We start from the raw sequence: 16,825 nt of genomic DNA, 5'->3' as shown, positions 1-16,825 counted from the left end.
CCAACCGTAGCGTGATCAGGGCCCTGCGGGTGTCCGCTGTGGACTGTCCACCTCGCCGAACCGGGCCAGCGCCAGCGCCGCCGCCACCGCGACGACGAACCCGGCGACGGCGAGCGGCGCGAACCCGGCCCGCGTCGAATCGCCCAGCAGGACCACGCCGATCAGCGACGGCACCACCGTCTCGCCGACCACCATCAGCGCGGTGCCGGTCGTGACGCTGCCGCGCTGCAGGGCCGAGGCGTAGAACAGCATCGCGAGCACCCCGCCCGCGGCGAGGGCGTACGCGGCGGGATCGGTCAGCACCGCGGTCACGCCCGTGACGTCCAGCACGCGCCCGGCCAGCGCGACCACGCCGAAGCACAACCCGGAGACCAGCCCGAGCGCGGGCGTGCGGATGTGCTCCGGCGCGCGCCCGGCGATCCAGCCCGCCCCGGCCAGCAGCGCGACGGCCACCAGCAGGCCGGCGTGGAACGCCGTGCCCACCGGTTCCGAGCCCTCGCTCTTGGCGGCCACGCCGAGCAGCGCCAGCCCGGCGCACACCAGGGCGATCGCGGTCCACTCCCGGCCGGACAGCCGCGCGCCCAGTGTGAGCGCGGCCACGGCGGTGACGGCGAGGCTCGCGGCGAGCGCCGCCTGCACGACGAACAACGGCAGCACCCGCAGCGCGATCAGCTGCGCCACGAAGCCGAGGGCGTCCAGACCGAGTCCGAGCACGTACCGCCACTGCCGCAGCACGCGCACCAGCAGCCGCGGGTCCACACCGGACCCGCCCTCGTCCACCGCGCGGGCCGCGACGGCCTGGAACACGGAGGCGACCCCGTAGGCGACCGCGGCCGCCACCGCGCAGAGCAACCCCCACCACACCCCGACCACTCTAGGGAACATCTACCCTGGTGGCATGGGTGTAGCGGTCAGGGTGATCCCGTGTCTGGACGTCGACGCGGGCCGGGTGGTGAAGGGGGTCAACTTCGCCGACCTCAGGGACGCCGGCGATCCGGTCGAGCTGGCGCGGGCCTACGACGAGGCGGGCGCCGACGAGCTGACCTTCCTCGACGTCACCGCCTCCTCGGGCAACCGCGAGACGACCTTCGACGTGGTCCGGCGCACCGCCGAGCAGGTGTTCATCCCGCTCACCGTCGGCGGCGGCGTGCGGGCCTGCGACGACGTCGACCGTCTGCTGCGCGCGGGCGCGGACAAGGTGAGCATCAACACGGCGGCGATCGCCCGGCCGGAGCTGCTGCGGGAGGCCTCCCGGCGGTTCGGCGCGCAGTGCATCGTGCTGTCCGTCGACGCGCGCCGCGTGCCCGAGGGCTCGGAGCCGACCCCGTCCGGGTTCGAGGTCACCACGCACGGCGGCCGCCGCGGCACCGGCATCGACGCGGTCGAGTGGGCCCAGCGCGGCGAGGAACTGGGCGTCGGCGAGATCCTGCTGAACTCGATGGACGCCGACGGCACCAAGACCGGCTTCGACCTCGAGCTGATCGAGCGAACCCGCAAGGTGGTCACCGTGCCGGTGATCGCCAGCGGGGGAGCGGGCGCGGTCGAGCACTTCCTGCCCGCGGTCCGGGCCGGGGCGGACGCCGTGCTCGCGGCCAGTGTGTTCCACTTCGGACAGTTGACGATCGGCGCGGTCAAGGACGCCCTGCGCGCCGGTGGGGTCGAGGTCCGGTGAGCCTGTCACCCGAGCTGGCCCAGCGGCTCAAGCGCACCGCCGACGGCCTGGTGTGCGCGGTCGTGGTCGACCACGCGACCTCCGACGTGCTGATGGTGGCGTGGATGAACGACGAGGCGCTGGAGCGCACGCTGACCACGCGGCGCGGCACATACTTCTCGCGCAGCCGCCAGGAGCTGTGGGTCAAGGGCGAGACGTCCGGGCACGTGCAGCACGTGCGGGAGGTCCGCCTGGACTGCGACGCCGACACGCTGCTGGTGCGCGTCGACCAGACCGGCCCGGCCTGCCACACGGGCACCCGCACCTGCTTCGACGGCGAAGACCGCCTCCTGCTGGAAGATGACGCCTAGTCGATGTCGCCGGTCAGGTAGCGCTGCAGCGTCGGCCCGACGGCCGCCGCCAGGGTTTCGACGTCCGTGGTCGAGAACGGCTCGAACATCGCCACGTAGCGTGCCATCCCCATGCCCACCATCTGGGACGCGCACAGCGTCGCGCGCAGTTCCGGGCGGTCCGGTGACACGTGGCCGACCACGTTCTCCAGCACGTGCCGGATCAGGAAGTCCTTGAGGCTCAGCGCGGCCTGGTCGTGGCTGGCGATGCTGCGCACCAGCGCCGGGAACGCACCGCCGTCGGTCGCGTCCCACACGGTCAGGAACCGCCGCACGATCCGCTTCCCCAGCTCGTCCACCGGCCCGTCCATCAGCTCGGAAAACAGCTGGATCGGGTCGAACGGCAGCTGCAGCACGGCCTGCGCGAACAGGCCCTCCTTGCCGCCGAACCAGTGGTTCACCATGGCGGCGTCGACCCCGGCCCGCGCGGCGATCGCGCGCACCGTGGCGCCCTCGTAGCCGCTCTCGCTGAAGACTTCGCGCGCGGCCTGCACCAGCGCGGCCCGCGTGTCCTGGCCGCCGGGGCGGCGGCCGCGCCGCTTGCCGGGCGTAGGCTGTTCGGCGGTACTCACCTCCCCATCATGACCTGGGCGCGACCGGAATTCAACAATGCGTGAATTAACGCCCGGTGCGAAGACTGTCGGACCCGGGCGGCACAATGGCTGCATGGTCAGTGCGAATCCCACCGACGGCGGCCTCGGTTCGGTGAGCCCCGCACGCGACGAGTTCCGCGCCCTCGCCGAGGGCCGTCGCGTGATCCCGGTGGTCCGTCGGCTGCTCGCCGACGGCGAGACGCCCGTCGGGGTCTACCGCAAGCTCGCGGCCGACCGCCCGGGCACGTTCCTGTTCGAGTCGGCCGAGAACGGGCAGTCGTGGTCGCGCTGGTCCTTCATCGGCGTCCGCAGCCCCGCCGCGCTGACGGTGCGGGACGGCCGCGCGGTGTGGGAGGGCACCCCGCCGGTGGGCCTGCCGACCGAGGGCGACCCGCTGACCGTGCTGCGCGAGACCGTCGCGGCCCTGCACACCGAGCCGCTGCCCGGCATGCCGCCGCTGACCGGCGGGATGGTCGGCTACCTCGGCTACGACGCCGTGCGCTGGCTGGAGAAGCTGCCGGAGCTGGCCGAGAAGGACCTCGACATCCCCGAGCTGACCATGCTGCTGGCCACCGACCTGGCCGCCGTGGACCACCACGAGGGCACGGTCACGCTCATCGCGAACGCGGTCAACTGGGACGACAGCCCGGAGCGGGTCGACGCGGCCTACGACGACGCCGTCCGCCGCCTGGAGGAGATGACCGAGCGGCTGGGCGCCGCGGCCCCGGCCACCGCCGCTGTCTTCGACCGCCCCACGCCGCAGTTCGAGCGCAGGCGCACGCAAGCCGACTACTTCGCCGCGGTGGAGAAGGCGGTCGAGGCGATCAAGGCCGGTGAAGCGTTCCAGGTCGTGCCCTCGCAACGGTTCGAGATCCCCACGCAGGCCGACGCGCTGGACATCTACCGAGTGCTGCGCACCTCCAACCCCAGCCCGTACATGTACCTGTTGCGGCTGGACGGGTTCGACATCGTCGGCTCCAGTCCCGAGTCGCTGGTCACCGTGCGGGACGGCCGCGCCACCACGCACCCGATCGCCGGCACCCGCTGGCGCGGCGCGGACCCGGAGGAGGACGCGCAGCTGGCCAAGGACCTGCTGGCCGACGAGAAGGAACGCGCCGAGCACCTGATGCTGGTCGACCTGGGCCGCAACGACCTGGGCAAGGTCTGCAAGCCGGGCACCGTCCGGGTGGTCGACTTCTTCGCCATCGAGCGCTACAGCCACGTGATGCACATCGTGTCGACCGTCACCGGCGAGCTGGCCGAGGACAAGACCGCGTTCGACGCGGTGGCGGCGTGCTTCCCCGCCGGGACGCTCTCCGGTGCCCCCAAGGTGCGCGCGATGGAGCTGATCGAGGAGCTGGAACCGACCCGCCGCGGCCTCTACGGCGGTGTCGTCGGCTACCTCGACTTCGCCGGCGACGCCGACACGGCCATCGCCATCCGCACCGCCCTGATCCGGGACGGGATCGCCTACGTGCAGGCGGGCGGCGGCGTGGTGGCCGACTCGGTGCCCGAGTACGAGGACAACGAATGCCTGAACAAGGCCCGCACGGTGCTCTCCGCGGTCGCCGCCGCGCAGACCATGGCGCCGCCGCGGAAGCTGGACCCGGCCGATGACGTCGCCAACGTCCAGTAAGCGTCCACTGTGGATGGTCGCGGCCGCGCTCCTGCTGGCCGCGGCCGCGCTGTGGGGCTCCTCGCGCCTGGTCTGGGCCGCCGAGCTGCGCGACGCCGGTGTGCGCGGCATGGTGCTGGACCAGCACACGGGGGCGGAGCAGTCCGGGGCGTTGGTGCCGCTGGCCGTGCTCGCGTTGGCCGGGGTCGCCGGGCTGATCGCCGCGGGCGGCTGGCTGCGGCGGGTGCTGGGCGTGGTGGTCGCGCTTGCGGGGATCGCCGCCGGCTGGATCGCGATCGACGGCTGGCGCTTCGGCGGCTTCCCCGAGGGGGCGCCCACCGCGCAGATCTTCGCCGGGCGCGGACTGGCCCTGCTGGCGGGAATTCTGATGCTCGTCGCCGGGTTGTCAGCCATCAAGGGCGCCGGCCGGATGGCGAAGATGGGCGCGCGCTACGAGGCCCCGGCCGGCCGCAAGAAGGCCGCGAAGGACCCGGACACGGAGCTGTGGGAGGCCCTCTCCGACGGCGAAGATCCGACTACTGATCGGTAAGTGATGCGGGAGGCGGTTTGCGTAGCGGTGCGGGTGGCGGAGCCTCAGACTCCCGCCCGCCAGCCCGACCACCGCCCCCATCGAGGCGCTCCGCGCCGCAGTGCCATCGGCTGTGGGATCGCCTCATGAATTCCCACCCGCCACCCCTGGTGGACGCGCTTCGCGCGACTGCGCCGTTCACCACGTTGGCGTTGTCCTCGCGAGGGGCCGCCCGCCCGTCTCCCGCCGCCACCCTCAACGGACGCGCTGCGCGCGGCTGGGCTGATTCAGCACCCGCGGCGGTGCCGGCTGCGTGCGGGGTGTGAGCATCGAAAATTCCGCTACCGGACAAGGCAAGTCCGACCCGGAACCGGTCCGCACCAGTGGGCGGGTTAGCATCTTTTCTGCGGGAAGGGGAAGGTGTTTGTGAGCCAGCTTTCGAGTGAATGTGCGACAACCGGTGAGGTTGCGCCGTGACCGTTCTCGAAGACATCGTCGCCGGCGTCCGGGAAGATCTCGCCGAGCGGGAGAAGGCGCTCCCGTTCGACGAGCTGAAGCGGCTCGCCGCGCAGGCGCCGCCACCGCGGGACGCCATGTCCGCGCTGCGTGATTCGTCGATCGGCGTCATCGCCGAGGTCAAGCGCCGCAGCCCGTCCAAGGGCGCGCTGGCCGACATCCCCGATCCCGCCGCGCTGGCCAAGGACTACGAGGCCGCCGGCGCACGCGTCATCAGCGTGCTCACCGAGCAGCGCCGGTTCGGTGGTTCGCTGGCCGACCTGGACGCCGTCCGCGCCGCGGTCGACATCCCGATCCTGCGCAAGGACTTCATCGTCAGCCCCTACCAGGTCCACGAGGCCCGCGCGCACGGCGCCGACGTGGTCCTGCTGATCGTCGCCGCGCTGGAGCAGAACGCCCTGATGGCGCTGCTCGACCGCGTCGAGTCGCTGGGCATGACCGCGCTGGTCGAGGTGCACAACGCCGAGGAGGCCGACCGCGCGCTCGAGGCCGGGGCCAAGGTCATCGGCATCAACGCCCGCAACCTGCACACCCTCGAGGTCGACCGGGACGTCTTCAGCCGCCTCGCGCCGGGCCTGCCGTTCGACACCGTGAAGGTCGCCGAGTCCGGCGTCCGCGGCCCGGGCGACCTGATGGCCTACGCCGGGCACGGCGCCGACGCGGTGCTGGTCGGCGAGGGCCTGGTGGCCTCGGGCGACCCGAAGGGCGCCCTGATGAAGCTGGTCACCGCCGGATCCCACCCCGCCTGCCCGAGGCCGAGCCGATGAGCGAGCACGACGAGCACCACACCGAGCACGACCCCGACGAGCGCGGCTACTGGGGTCCGTACGGCGGCCGGTTCATGCCGGAGGCGCTGATCGGCGTCGTCGACGAGGTGTCCGCCGAGTACGACAAGGCCCGGGTCGACCCGGACTTCCAGGCCCAGTTCAAGCGCCTGCTGCGCGACTACGCCGGACGGCCGTCGCTGCTCACCGAGGCCGAGCGGTTCGGCGAGCACGCCGGCGGCGCGCGGATCTTCCTCAAGCGCGAGGACCTCAACCACACCGGCTCTCACAAGATCAACAACGTGCTGGGCCAGGCGCTGCTCACCAAGCGGATGGGCAAGAAGCGGGTCATCGCCGAGACCGGCGCGGGCCAGCACGGCGTCGCCACCGCCACCGCGTGCGCCCTGATGGGCCTGGAGTGCGTGGTTTACATGGGCGAGGTCGACACCGAGCGGCAGGCGCTGAACGTGGCGCGCATGCGGCTGCTCGGCGCCGAGGTGATCCCCGTCAAGACCGGGTCTCGCACCCTCAAGGACGCGATCAACGAGGCGCTGCGCGACTGGGTCGCCAACGCCGACACCACGCACTACCTGTTCGGCACCGCCGCCGGGCCGTTCCCGTTCCCGATGATGGTGCGCAACTTCCACAAGGTCATCGGCGAGGAGGCCCGCGCGCAGATCCTCGAGCAGACCGGGCGGCTGCCGGACGCGGTCGCGGCCTGCGTCGGCGGCGGGTCCAACGCGATCGGGATCTTCCACGGCTTCATCGACGACCCGGACGTGCGCCTGGTCGGCTTGGAGCCGGGCGGCGAGGGCATCGACGGCAACCGCCACGGCGCGACCCTGACCAAGGGCACGCCGGGCAACCTGCACGGCGCGATGTCGTACCTGCTGCAGGACGAGGACGGCCAGACGGTCGAATCGCACTCGATCTCCGCCGGCTTGGACTACCCGGGCGTCGGCCCCGAGCACGCGTGGCTCAAGGACAGCGGCCGCGCCGAGTACCGGCCGATCACCGACGCCGAGGCGATGGAGGCGTTCGCGCTTCTGTCCCGCACCGAGGGCATCATCCCGGCGATCGAGTCGGCGCACGCCCTGGCCGGGGCCATCCAGCTCGGCCAGGAGCTGGGCCGGGACGGGCTCATCGTGGTCAACCTGTCGGGCCGCGGCGACAAGGACATGGACACCGCCGCGAAGTACTTCGGATTGGTGGACGAGTCGTGAGCCTGGCGGAACTGTTCGCCCAGACCCGCAGCGAGAGCCGGGCGGCGCTGGTCGGCTACCTGCCCGCCGGGTACCCGACCGTGCCGGGCTCGAAGGACCTGCTGGCGGCCCTGATCGACGGGGGCGCGGACCTCGTCGAGGTCGGCGTGCCCTACTCCGATCCGGTGATGGACGGCCCGACGATCCAGCTCGCCGCGGACGCCGCGCTGAAGAACGGCTTCCGGCTGCGGAACCTGTTCGAGGTCGTCGAGTCGGTGTCCGCCCGCGGTGGCCGGGCGGTCGTGATGACCTACTGGAACCCGGTGCGCCAGTACGGGGTGGACAAGTTCGCGCGCGACCTCGCCGCCGCCGGCGGCCTGGGCCTCATCACGCCGGACCTGATCCCGGACGAAGCCGGTGACTGGATGGCCGCGTCCGAGCAGCACGGTCTGGACCGCATCTTCCTGGTCGCGCCGTCCTCGTCGGAGGAGCGGATCGACCTGACCGTGAAGGCCAGCTCCGGGTTCGTGTACGCGGCCGCGGTCATGGGCGTCACCGGCGCGCGCGACCAGGTCAGCAGCGGCGCCGCGGAGCTGGTGCGCCGCACCCGGGCGCACACGGACCTGCCGATCGGCGTCGGGCTGGGTGTGCGGTCGCGCGAGCAGGCGGCGGAGATCGCCGGGTTCGCCGACGCCGTGATCGTGGGATCGGCGCTGGTGTCGGCCGCCGCGGGCGGGACCGAGCCGGTGCACGCGCTGGCCGGTGAGCTGGCCGAGGGTGTCCGGCAGGCCGTCGCCACGGCGTGAGCCGGCCAAAACACATAGCCCTCGCCTGCGTTGATCGGCAGACTGGCGGCATGGCCTACGAACTCGCGCAGGTGAACATCGGCCGTCTGGCCGCGCCACTGACCTCGCCCCAGCTCAAGGACTTCGTGGACGCGCTCGACCCGATCAACGCCCTCGCCGACGCCGCGCCCGGTTTCGTGTGGCGCCTGCAGACCGAGGACGGCAACGCGACCGACGTGCGCGCCTTCGAGTGGGACGCCGGCACCAGCGCTGGGCTCATCGTCAACATGTCGACGTGGCGCTCGGTCGAGGACCTGGCCGCGTACGTGTACTCGGGGGAGCACCGGGCGGTGCTCAAGCGCCGCCGCGAGTGGTTCGAGCGGATGCCCGAGGCGTTCACCGCGCTCTGGTGGGTGCCGGCGGGACACCGGCCGACCACGGACGAGGCCGAGGACCGGATCCGGCACCTGCGGGCGCACGGGCCGACGCCGTACGCCTTCACCTTCCGCGAAACGTTCCCGCCCGGCGGCGCCGTGCCCGAGCCCGGGCACGCCGAATGGTTGTGCAGGGCATGAGCATGGGCAAGGTGCTGTCGGTCAACATCGGGTCGAAGCGGGAAGTGCGGGAGGCCGATCTCGGGGTCACCGGGATCGACAAGCGTCCGGTCGAGGGGCCGGTGGCGGTGGCCGCGCCGGGCCCGCGTGGCGTCGGCGGCAGCGGCGTGACCGGCGACGTGATCTGCGACCTGCGTCACCACGGCGGCGATGACCAGGCGGTGTACGCGTACGCGCGGGAGGACCTGGACGTCTGGGCGGCGGAGCTGGGCCGCGACCTGCCGCCGGGCGTGTTCGGCGAGAACCTGACCACGATGGGCGTGGACGTCACCGGCGCGCTGCTCGGCGAGCGGTGGCGGATCGGCGAGTCGCTGGTGCTGGAGGTGACCGCGCCGCGCATCCCGTGCCGCACGTTCGCCGGCTGGCTGGGCGAACGCGGCTGGGTGAAGACGTTCACGCAGCGCGCGGTGCCCGGTGCGTACCTCCGGGTGCTCGAGCCGGGGCCGGTGCAGGCCGGGGACGCGGTGACGGTGCTGTCGCGCCCGGACCACGGGGTCACGATCGGGACGGCGTTCCGCGCGTTCACCACGGAGCCGGCGTTGCTGCCGCGCCTGGCCGACGTGGAGGCCCTCCCGGAGGCCGACAAGCGCAAGGTGCACCGCGCCCTACAGCGGCGAGGAGCGTCCGCGGGCTGACCCCGGCGCAGAACTCGCGCCCCGCGACGCAGAACCCGCACGCCTGAACGTGGAACTCGCGCGCACCGCGGGTTCTGCGTTCGGGGGCGGGGGTCCCACGTCCTGTGGGTGAGTTCTGCGTTCGTGTGGGGGAGGCGCGGGTCGCTGAGCCGGGCGTGGCAGGCTGGGCCTATGGCCCGGCCTTCTCCCCTGCAGATGCGCAACCTCGTCATCGCCGTGGTGGCGGCTCTCGTCGCCGTCTGGAACGTCACCCAGGGCGGGCCGTGGTACCTCACGGCGATCTTCGGCGTCGGGTGTGTGCTCGCGCTCGGGTCGGCCGTCCTCAACCGCGCGGGCTGATCCGCGCACCACACACCGCGCACGTTACGGTGAGCCCGTGAATTCCGCCTCGGCTGTGTTCCTCGCGACGATCCCGAGCCCGGACCGCGGCGTCTGGCACCTGGGACCGATCCCGATCCGCGCCTACGCGCTGTGCATCATCGCCGGCATCATCGTCGCCATCTGGTGGGGCGACCGCCGCTGGGTGCAGCGCGGCGGCACCAAGGGCACGGTCGTCGACATCGCCGTGTGGGCCGTGCCGTTCGGCCTCGTCGGCGGGCGCCTCTACCACGTCATCACCGACTGGTGGCGCTACTTCGGCGAGGGCAAGGACCCGGTCAAGGCGCTCTACATCTGGGACGGCGGCCTGGGCATCTGGGGCGCCATCGCCCTCGGCGCGGTCGGCGCGTGGATCGGCTGCCGCCGCAAGGGCGTGCCGCTGCCGGCGATGGCCGACGCGATCGCCCCGGGCATCATCGTCGCCCAGGCCATCGGCCGCCTCGGCAACTACTTCAACCAGGAGCTCTACGGCGGGCACACCACGCTGCCCTGGGGCCTGGAGATCTACCAGCGCTTCGACCCGAACAACCCGACGATCCCCGACCAGGGACCCAACGGCATCGCGTTCGGGCACATCCCGCTCGCCGACAGCCCGGTGCACCCGACGTTCCTGTACGAGCTGATCTGGAACCTGATCATCGCGGCGCTGGTCGTGTACGCCGACCGCAAGCTGCGCCTGGGCCACGGCCGCGCGTTCGCCCTCTACGTCGCCGGGTACACGCTGGGCCGGTTCTGGATCGAGCTGATGCGCACCGACGACGCCACGCACGTCCTCGGCCTGCGGGTCAACACGTGGACGTCGATCCTGGTCTTCGCCGGCGCGATGGTCTACTTCCTCCTCGCCAAACGCCGCGGGCCACGCGAGGAGCCGGAAACGTTGCGCAGCAAGGACGACGAGACCGACAAGGTCGCCCCGGATCGCGAGTAGTTCTACTCAGGCGCGGCCCTCGCGAGGTCCGGCAGACTGGCGATCATGACCGAGGACCGGCGGCCGGGCGTGGCGTTCGTGGGGTTCGCGTTCACGGCCGCACTGCTGATCGCGTTGGTGGCTGCCATGTCGCAGGACCTCGTCGCCGGCTGGCACGGCGGCGAGTACGCGGAGCTGTTCCTCGGCATCGCCCTCGGCGCGGTGCTCGCCGGGATCGTGCTCCGGCTCGCGCGGCCGCCGTGGAAGTCCCTCGGCACCGGCCTGGTGCTCGGCGGGACGTTCGGCCTGGCGGCGGCCCTCGCGATCGGGGTGATGCTCCTGGTCGCGTTCTCGCAGTGGTCTAGCTGACCAGGCCGCGCCCGGTGACCAGCGGCAGGTCCAGGGCCGTCAGCAGGCCGGGCGGCGCCGCGACCACCGCCGGGACCGCGTTCACCAGCCGCATCGCCGTCGCCTTGAGGCCCGCCGTGTTGTGGTCGCCGTCCGTGCCGACCAGCCGCAGGTCCAGCGTGTAGTTCGGCTCGCCGGTCACCTGCACCCGGTAGCAGCCCTGGCCGGACGGCTGTGGCCAGTCCGGTCCCAGGTCGGGGCGTAGCCGCGTCACGTGCTCCAGCACGCACACCGGCCGTCCGTTCCGCATGCCGCGCACCTCGAACCGCAGCGCGGCGGCCGTGCCCTCGGCGATCGTGCCGCACGAGACGTCGAACGCCGACGGCGCCGGCAACCGCTCGAACCTCTCCTCGACAGCGTCCAGCTCCACGCCCAGCCCGGCCGCGAGCTGCCGCACCACGCTGCCCCACGCCAGCGACAGCACGCCGGGCTGAAGCAGCATCGGCGTCTCGTCCAGCGGGCCGCCGAACCCCATGATGTCGAAGACGACCTTGCGGTTGTCGTAGGTCGAGTAGTCGAGGATCTCGAAGCAGCGCACCTCGTCGATCCGCTCGCACACGCCGGTCAGCACCAGCGGCAGCCAGTCGTTGGCGAACCCGGGATCGACGCCGTTGACCCACAGCGACGCGCCACCCTCGGCGGCGGCCGCGCGCACCGGGCCGGACACTTCGTCGGGTACCACGCCGTCCGGGAACTGCAGGAACACCGGGCTGCTGGACACGACGTTCACGCCGGCCCGCAGGATCCGCCGCAGATCGGCCAGCGCCTCCATCAGCCGGTCGTCGGCCATCGCCGTGTAGACCACGCAGTCCGGTCGCAGCCCCAGCAGCTCGTCGGCGTCGGTGGTCGCCGCGACGCCCAGCGACCGGCCCAGCCCGGCCAGCTCACCGGCGTCCCGGCCGGCCTTGTCCGGGTTCGACACCCAGACGCCGGCCAGTTCCAGCTCCGGATGCGCGTCGATGCCCGCGATCGCGTGCCGCCCCACGTTGCCGGTGCTCCACTGCACCACCCGGTACGTCACAGGTCCGGCAATCCGAGTTCGAGGTTGGGCGCCTGCAGTCCACCGTCCACTTCCAGCACCTTCCCCGTGACGAACGCGCCGGCGGGCGAGGCCAGGTAGACGATCGCGGCGGCGATGTCTTCGACCTCGCCGAGCCGGCGCAGCGGCGTGCCCGCTTCCATCTTGGCCTTGATCTCCGGGTTGTTGACCACGACCTCCAGCGCGGAGGTCGCCACCGACCCGACAGCGATCGCGTTGACCCGGATGCGCGGCGCGAGGTCGTAGGCCGCCAGGCGCGTGTAGTGGGCGAGAGCGGCCTTGGCGGTGCCGTAGGCGGCGAACCCTCGCCCGGCGACGCGGCCCATGTTCGAGGAGATGTTCACGACCGCGCCGCCGTCGGTCATCAGCGACACGGCGGCGGTGGTGAGCGCGTGCGCGGTCGAGACGTTGAACCGGAAGGCCTCTTCCAGGAACTCGGGGGTGGTGTCCAGCAGCGGCCGGGGATAGGTGCCGCCGACGTTGTTGACCACGATGTCGACCCGGCCGAACTCGCCGACCGCGGCCTGCGCGAGCGCGGCGGCGGCCGTGGGATCGCTGAGGTCGGCCGGTATGACGTGCGCGCGCCGCCCGGTTTCGGCGACCCGGGCGGCGACGGCGTCCAGGTCGGTCTTCGTGCGGGAGGAGATCACCACGTCCGCACCGGCTTCGGCGAGCGCGACGGCGGCTCCCGCGCCGATACCGCGCCCGGCCCCGGTGACGACGGCGACTTTGCCGGTCACGCGGAAACGATCGAGGATCATGCGGCCGACTGTAACAGGTTCTAGTTGTCGGAGGGAGCGACGTCGGCTAGGTGATCAGGCCGTGCGCGGTGATCCACAGGTGGATCGCCAACGCGATGCCGATCACCGCGACCATCCGGCGCAGACTGGCAGCCGGCAGACGCCGGGCGATGCGTGGTCCCAGCGTCGAACCGACGAACATGCCCAGGCCAAGGGGCGCCGCGGCCATCCAGTCGACGGGGCCGAAAGCGGCGAACGATGCGGCCGAAATCAGGGCGGGGGCACCGATGAGCATGTTCTTCAAGGCGTTGGCGGCGGCGAGGCGCAGTTCGACGGTGACCATGAGGAGCGCGAGGATCATGACACCAGAGCCGGCACCGAAGTAGCCGCCGTACACCGACAGCGCGATCAGCCCGAGCGGGAGGATCACCGCGCGATCCCCGGATGGACGGCGGTGCCGGTATCGCTGGTGCACAGCGGTGAGCCGGGGCTGCGCAAGTAACGTCAGCGAGCCGATGAGCACCAGGAACGGCACGACGTGAGCGAACACCCCGGTCGGAGTGCAGAGCAACAGCACCGTGCCCGCCGCACCGCCGAGAGCGGACAGCGGGACCCAGCGACGCAGCCATGGCCCGTGGCCCACCAGCTCGGGTCGGGAGACAAGAGCCGCGCCAGGCCAACACCCCACGCCGGCAACGAGGTTGGTGACGTTCGCCGACAGGGCAGGAAGCCCCGCCATGAGCAGAACGGGGTAGGAGATCAACGAGGTGATGCCGCCCGCGGTGCCGATCAGTCCGGCGAGTACGCCGGCAGCGGCCAGGAACGCGCCGTCACGGATCCCGATCACGACGCTGACCCCGCATCCAAGCAGCTGTCGTGCAGCACGCTCCCACCCCCGGCCTGTTGTGCCAGTTACCCGGACGACATCGTCGGCTTTGCCCCGGGGGTAAGGTCAAAAAACCCGGCGGACCGGGTCAGGGGCGCGCCGGGCGGATCGGCAGCACCGCCAGTTCGCCGCGATCGCTCATCCGCACCTCCGCCGCCGCGCCGTAGTGCTGCGCCAGAGCCTCCGCGGTGAGCACCTGCGCGGGTGGTCCGGCCGCGACCGGGCGGCCGCCGTCGAGCAGGAGCAACTGGTCGGCGTACTGCGCGGCGAACGTCAGGTCGTGCAGGGTCGACACCACGGTGATGCCGTCCTCGTGCCGCAGCCGGTCGATCAGCTCCAGCAGCGCCTGCGCGTGGCCGATGTCCAGGCCCGTCGTCGGCTCGTCGAGCAGCAGCAGGCTCGCCCGCTGGGCCAGCACCCGCGCCAGCACCGCGCGCTGCCGTTCGCCGCCGGAGAGCGTGTCCATCCGGCGGCCGGCCAGCGCGCTCAGGTCCAGCCGCGCCAGCACCTCCTCCACAATGGACAGATCGGCCCGGCTTTCCCGCGCCAGCAAACCCAGGTGCGGTGTCCGGCCGAGCAGCACGTAGTCGGTCACCGTCAACCCCACGGGCACCGCCGGGTCCTGCGGCGCGTACCCGACGATCCGCGCGAGTTCCCTGCGCGGCAACCGGCTCCGGCCGTCGATGAGCACTTCCCCGTGTGGCGGTAGGAGTCCGGCCACGGCTTTGAGCAAAGTGGACTTCCCGGCCCCGTTCGGCCCGACGACAGCCAGCCACCCGCCTGCCGGCACATTCACCGAAACCCCGTGCACCACCGGGCGATCGCCGTACCCGGCGCGCACCGAGCGCAACGACAACGCGGTCACGAGAACCTCCTCCGCGACGAGCGCAGGATCCAGGCGAAGAACGGCGCGCCGGTGAACGCGGTGACCACACCCAGCGGCAGTTCACCCGGCATGATCGTGCGCGCCAGCTGGTCGGCCAGCACCAGGAACGCCGCACCGCCGACCAGCGACAGCGGGATCACCACCCGGTAGCTGGCCCCGGCGAGCATCCGCACCACGTGCGGCACCACGATCCCGACGAACCCGATCAGCCCGCTCACCGACACCGCGGCCGCGGTCGCCAGCGACGCCGCCGCCAGCACGACCAGCCGGATCCGGCCCGGCCGCAGGCCCAGTGACGCCGCCTCCGCGTCCCCGAGCGCGAGCACGTCGAGCAGCCGCGCGGACAGGCACAGCACGACCGCCGCGACCGCCACGTACGGCACCGCGATCAGGACCTCACGCCACCCGCTCACGTTGAGCCCGCCCAGCATCCACGTGTAGACCTGCCGGATCGTCTCCGTGTTCAGCTGCTGCGCGAACGTCTGGATCGCGGTGAGGAACGACGCCACCGCGACCCCGGCCAGCAGCAGCGTGCTCGTGGTGCCCCCGGCCGACCGGCCCACCACCCAGCTCAGCCCGACCCCGCCGAGCGCCCCGGCGAACGCGGCCAGCGGCAGCGGGCCGACGACCCACCCGCTGACCGCCGGGGCGAGCACCACGACCAGCGTGGCCGCCATGCCCGCCCCGGCCGCCGCGCCCAGCAGGTACGGGTCGGCCAGCGGGTTGCGGAACACGCCCTGGAACGTCGCCCCGGACACCGCGAGCGCGGCGCCGACGAGGCCCGCGAGCAGCACCCGCGGCACCCGCAGCTGCCACACGATCGCGGCCTCCCGCGCCGACAGCGGCGACTGCCCGCCGGTGACCTGCGCCCAGATCTCCGCGAGCACCCGCTGCCAGCCCAGATCGCTCGCGCCGACGAGCACGGCGAACACCAGGACGGCCACGAGCACCACGAGCCCGGCGAGCAGGACCGGGGCTCGCAGCCGGGTGCGGGTGTCAGGCACCGGTCTTGGCGACCGCGTCGGCGACGGCGCGGACGAGCTCGACGATCCGCGGGCTCCACCGGGAGGCGATGTCGTCGTCGAGCGCGATCACGTGCCCGTGTTGCACGGCGGTCAACGTGTTCCACCCCGGCCGCGCGGCCACCGTCTGGGCGTTCTGCCCGCAGCACTTGCTGTCCGCGAGGAAGATCAGGTCCGGGTCGGACTGCAGGATGCGTTCGGCCGACAGCTGGGGGTAACCGCCGGAGGCGTTCGGATCGGTGCCGTCGGCGATGTTGGTGAGACCGAACCGGGTGAGCACCTGGCCGATGAAGGTCGCCGAGGTCACGCTGTAGAACGTCTGGTCCAGCTCCCAGTAGTAGGTCTGCGACCGCTTCGGCGTGTCCGAGACGATCTTGTCGATGTCGTCGCGCGTCTGCCGGGCCAGGCTCTCGCCCTCGGCCTGGTGCCCGGTCGCCTTGCCCAGCACCTCGAACTGCGTGTAGGCGTCCTCGAGCGTCTTCGCGTCGGGCATCACCAGGGTCTTGGTGCCGGTCCGGGCCAGTGCGTCGGCCAGGCCGGTGGTGTCGGCGTAGACCACGACGAGGTCGGGCCGGTAGGCGGCGATCGCCTCGGGGTCCGGGCTCAGGCCGGACAGCTGCGTGCGCGGCGCCTGAGCGGGGTAGTCGGACGCGGAGTCGACGGCGACCACCTGCGGACCCGCGCCCAGGGCGAACAACGTCTCGGTGGCCGACGGCGACAGCGACACGATCCGTTGCGGCTGCTTGTCGAGCGTCACGGGCGGGGCGCCGGGCGCGGCGACCGTGACCGGGAACGCGCCCTCGGTTTCGGGCGGCGCGGCCGAGTCCTCGGACGGCCGGGTGGCGCACCCGGTCAGGACCAGCAGGACCGCGAACAACGGTGCGAAACGACGGAACACAAGAAAACCTCGGGTTTCCGGCCGGCGTCACGGGGCCCCGTCCCGCACCCAGGCGTTACGGACGCCGCACCCCTGAGCCGGGGGCGAAAGGCGTCGGCGCGGCGGCAGGCGACCTGGCTCGACCGGGTGTGCACGGAGCGCACCCGAGTCATCACAGTTGCGGCACAGCACCGGGTTCGCACCGGTTTCGCGGCCGCCGCGTCACTGGCCGGCAAGCCGCTGACCAGCGTGAGGAACGCTACCACCGGCGAATCTGGCCCCGGGGCGGGATCCTCGCGTAATCTTGATGGGATCGCGCGACGCGTACGCTCGATCGAAGGCGCCGATGGCAGCCCATCAAGAACGAC

At 72.4% G+C, this 16,825-nt stretch carries 20 protein-coding genes; 12 read left to right on the top strand and 8 right to left on the bottom strand.

Going from position 1 to position 16,825, the window contains the following annotated elements; genetic code table 11:
* Positions 1-15 precede the first annotated feature (15 nt).
* The gene (locus IE290_RS22405) at positions 16-864 is read right to left on the bottom strand and encodes a DMT family transporter (protein ID WP_191246640.1); all 849 of its coding nucleotides are present in this window, start codon (positions 862-864) and stop codon (positions 16-18) included.
* A 34-nt stretch (positions 865-898) separates the two neighbouring features.
* Here IE290_RS22405 and hisF point away from each other — a divergent pair, with 34 nt between their 5' ends.
* Complete coding sequence (hisF, locus tag IE290_RS22400) at positions 899-1,672, top strand: imidazole glycerol phosphate synthase subunit HisF (RefSeq protein WP_191246639.1); 774 nt, start codon at positions 899-901, stop codon at positions 1,670-1,672.
* Positions 1,669-2,022: a phosphoribosyl-AMP cyclohydrolase gene (hisI, locus tag IE290_RS22395; protein ID WP_191246638.1), complete on the top strand. Its 354-nt coding sequence runs from the start codon at positions 1,669-1,671 to the stop codon at positions 2,020-2,022. Before hisF ends, hisI begins: the two co-directional genes overlap by 4 nt.
* Here hisI and IE290_RS22390 read toward each other — a convergent pair.
* A complete protein-coding gene (locus tag IE290_RS22390; protein ID WP_191246637.1) occupies positions 2,019-2,633 on the bottom strand; it encodes a TetR/AcrR family transcriptional regulator in 615 nt (204 codons plus the stop codon). The genes hisI and IE290_RS22390 overlap by 4 nt on opposite strands.
* Before the next feature lie 94 nt (positions 2,634-2,727).
* Between IE290_RS22390 and IE290_RS22385 the strand changes: the two genes are divergently transcribed.
* From IE290_RS22385 to IE290_RS22340, 10 genes are all read left to right on the top strand, one after another.
* Positions 2,728-4,290, top strand: a complete 1,563-nt coding sequence (locus tag IE290_RS22385; RefSeq protein WP_191246636.1) for an anthranilate synthase component I — start codon at positions 2,728-2,730, stop codon at positions 4,288-4,290.
* Positions 4,268-4,819: a Trp biosynthesis-associated membrane protein gene (locus tag IE290_RS22380; protein ID WP_191246635.1), complete on the top strand. Its 552-nt coding sequence runs from the start codon at positions 4,268-4,270 to the stop codon at positions 4,817-4,819. The genes IE290_RS22385 and IE290_RS22380 overlap by 23 nt, the downstream gene beginning before the upstream one ends.
* A gap of 452 nt (positions 4,820-5,271) precedes the next feature.
* Positions 5,272-6,081 carry an indole-3-glycerol phosphate synthase TrpC gene (gene trpC / locus IE290_RS22375; RefSeq protein WP_191246634.1) on the top strand — a complete coding sequence of 270 codons (810 nt, stop codon included), beginning with the start codon at positions 5,272-5,274 and terminating at the stop codon, positions 6,079-6,081.
* Complete coding sequence (gene trpB, locus IE290_RS22370) at positions 6,078-7,301, top strand: tryptophan synthase subunit beta (RefSeq protein WP_373300494.1); 1,224 nt, start codon at positions 6,078-6,080, stop codon at positions 7,299-7,301. Before trpC ends, trpB begins: the two co-directional genes overlap by 4 nt.
* Positions 7,298-8,086 carry a tryptophan synthase subunit alpha gene (gene trpA / locus IE290_RS22365; protein ID WP_229874652.1) on the top strand — a complete coding sequence of 263 codons (789 nt, stop codon included), beginning with the start codon at positions 7,298-7,300 and terminating at the stop codon, positions 8,084-8,086. Before trpB ends, trpA begins: the two co-directional genes overlap by 4 nt.
* Before the next feature lie 50 nt (positions 8,087-8,136).
* Positions 8,137-8,640: a DUF3291 domain-containing protein gene (locus IE290_RS22360; RefSeq protein ID WP_191246633.1), complete on the top strand. Its 504-nt coding sequence runs from the start codon at positions 8,137-8,139 to the stop codon at positions 8,638-8,640.
* A complete protein-coding gene (locus tag IE290_RS22355) occupies positions 8,637-9,314 on the top strand; it encodes an MOSC domain-containing protein (RefSeq protein ID WP_191246632.1) in 678 nt (225 codons plus the stop codon). Before IE290_RS22360 ends, IE290_RS22355 begins: the two co-directional genes overlap by 4 nt.
* A gap of 171 nt (positions 9,315-9,485) precedes the next feature.
* Complete coding sequence (locus tag IE290_RS22350) at positions 9,486-9,653, top strand: hypothetical protein (protein ID WP_191246631.1); 168 nt, start codon at positions 9,486-9,488, stop codon at positions 9,651-9,653.
* Between the two features lie 37 nt (positions 9,654-9,690).
* Complete coding sequence (gene lgt / locus IE290_RS22345; protein ID WP_229874651.1) at positions 9,691-10,620, top strand: prolipoprotein diacylglyceryl transferase; 930 nt, start codon at positions 9,691-9,693, stop codon at positions 10,618-10,620.
* A 45-nt stretch (positions 10,621-10,665) separates the two neighbouring features.
* Positions 10,666-10,968: a hypothetical protein gene (locus IE290_RS22340; RefSeq protein WP_191246630.1), complete on the top strand. Its 303-nt coding sequence runs from the start codon at positions 10,666-10,668 to the stop codon at positions 10,966-10,968.
* Here the strand turns inward: IE290_RS22340 and IE290_RS22335 are convergent.
* From IE290_RS22335 to IE290_RS22310, 6 genes are all read right to left on the bottom strand, one after another.
* Positions 10,961-12,028, bottom strand: a complete 1,068-nt coding sequence (locus tag IE290_RS22335; RefSeq protein ID WP_191246629.1) for an NAD(P)H-dependent amine dehydrogenase family protein — start codon at positions 12,026-12,028, stop codon at positions 10,961-10,963. The two genes, IE290_RS22340 and IE290_RS22335, sit on opposite strands and share 8 nt — an antisense overlap.
* On the bottom strand, positions 12,025-12,807 hold the full coding sequence (locus IE290_RS22330) for an SDR family oxidoreductase (protein WP_191246628.1): 783 nt from the start codon (positions 12,805-12,807) through the stop codon (positions 12,025-12,027). Before IE290_RS22330 ends, IE290_RS22335 begins: the two co-directional genes overlap by 4 nt.
* Positions 12,808-12,853: 46 nt before the next feature.
* On the bottom strand, positions 12,854-13,633 hold the full coding sequence (locus tag IE290_RS22325; RefSeq protein WP_191246627.1) for a sulfite exporter TauE/SafE family protein: 780 nt from the start codon (positions 13,631-13,633) through the stop codon (positions 12,854-12,856).
* Between the two features lie 127 nt (positions 13,634-13,760).
* Positions 13,761-14,537, bottom strand: a complete 777-nt coding sequence (locus IE290_RS22320) for an ABC transporter ATP-binding protein (protein WP_191246626.1) — start codon at positions 14,535-14,537, stop codon at positions 13,761-13,763.
* On the bottom strand, positions 14,534-15,562 hold the full coding sequence (locus tag IE290_RS22315) for a FecCD family ABC transporter permease (RefSeq protein ID WP_191246625.1): 1,029 nt from the start codon (positions 15,560-15,562) through the stop codon (positions 14,534-14,536). The genes IE290_RS22320 and IE290_RS22315 overlap by 4 nt, the downstream gene beginning before the upstream one ends.
* Positions 15,555-16,478, bottom strand: a complete 924-nt coding sequence (locus IE290_RS22310; RefSeq protein WP_373300493.1) for an ABC transporter substrate-binding protein — start codon at positions 16,476-16,478, stop codon at positions 15,555-15,557. Before IE290_RS22310 ends, IE290_RS22315 begins: the two co-directional genes overlap by 8 nt.
* Positions 16,479-16,825: the final 347 nt, after the last annotated feature.

This window comes from Amycolatopsis deserti, assembly GCF_014653945.1.
GTDB lineage: Bacteria > Actinomycetota > Actinomycetes > Mycobacteriales > Pseudonocardiaceae > Amycolatopsis_E > Amycolatopsis_E deserti.
Note: the sequence above shows the minus strand (reverse complement) of the source record. Positions and strands in the feature narration are given on the sequence as shown.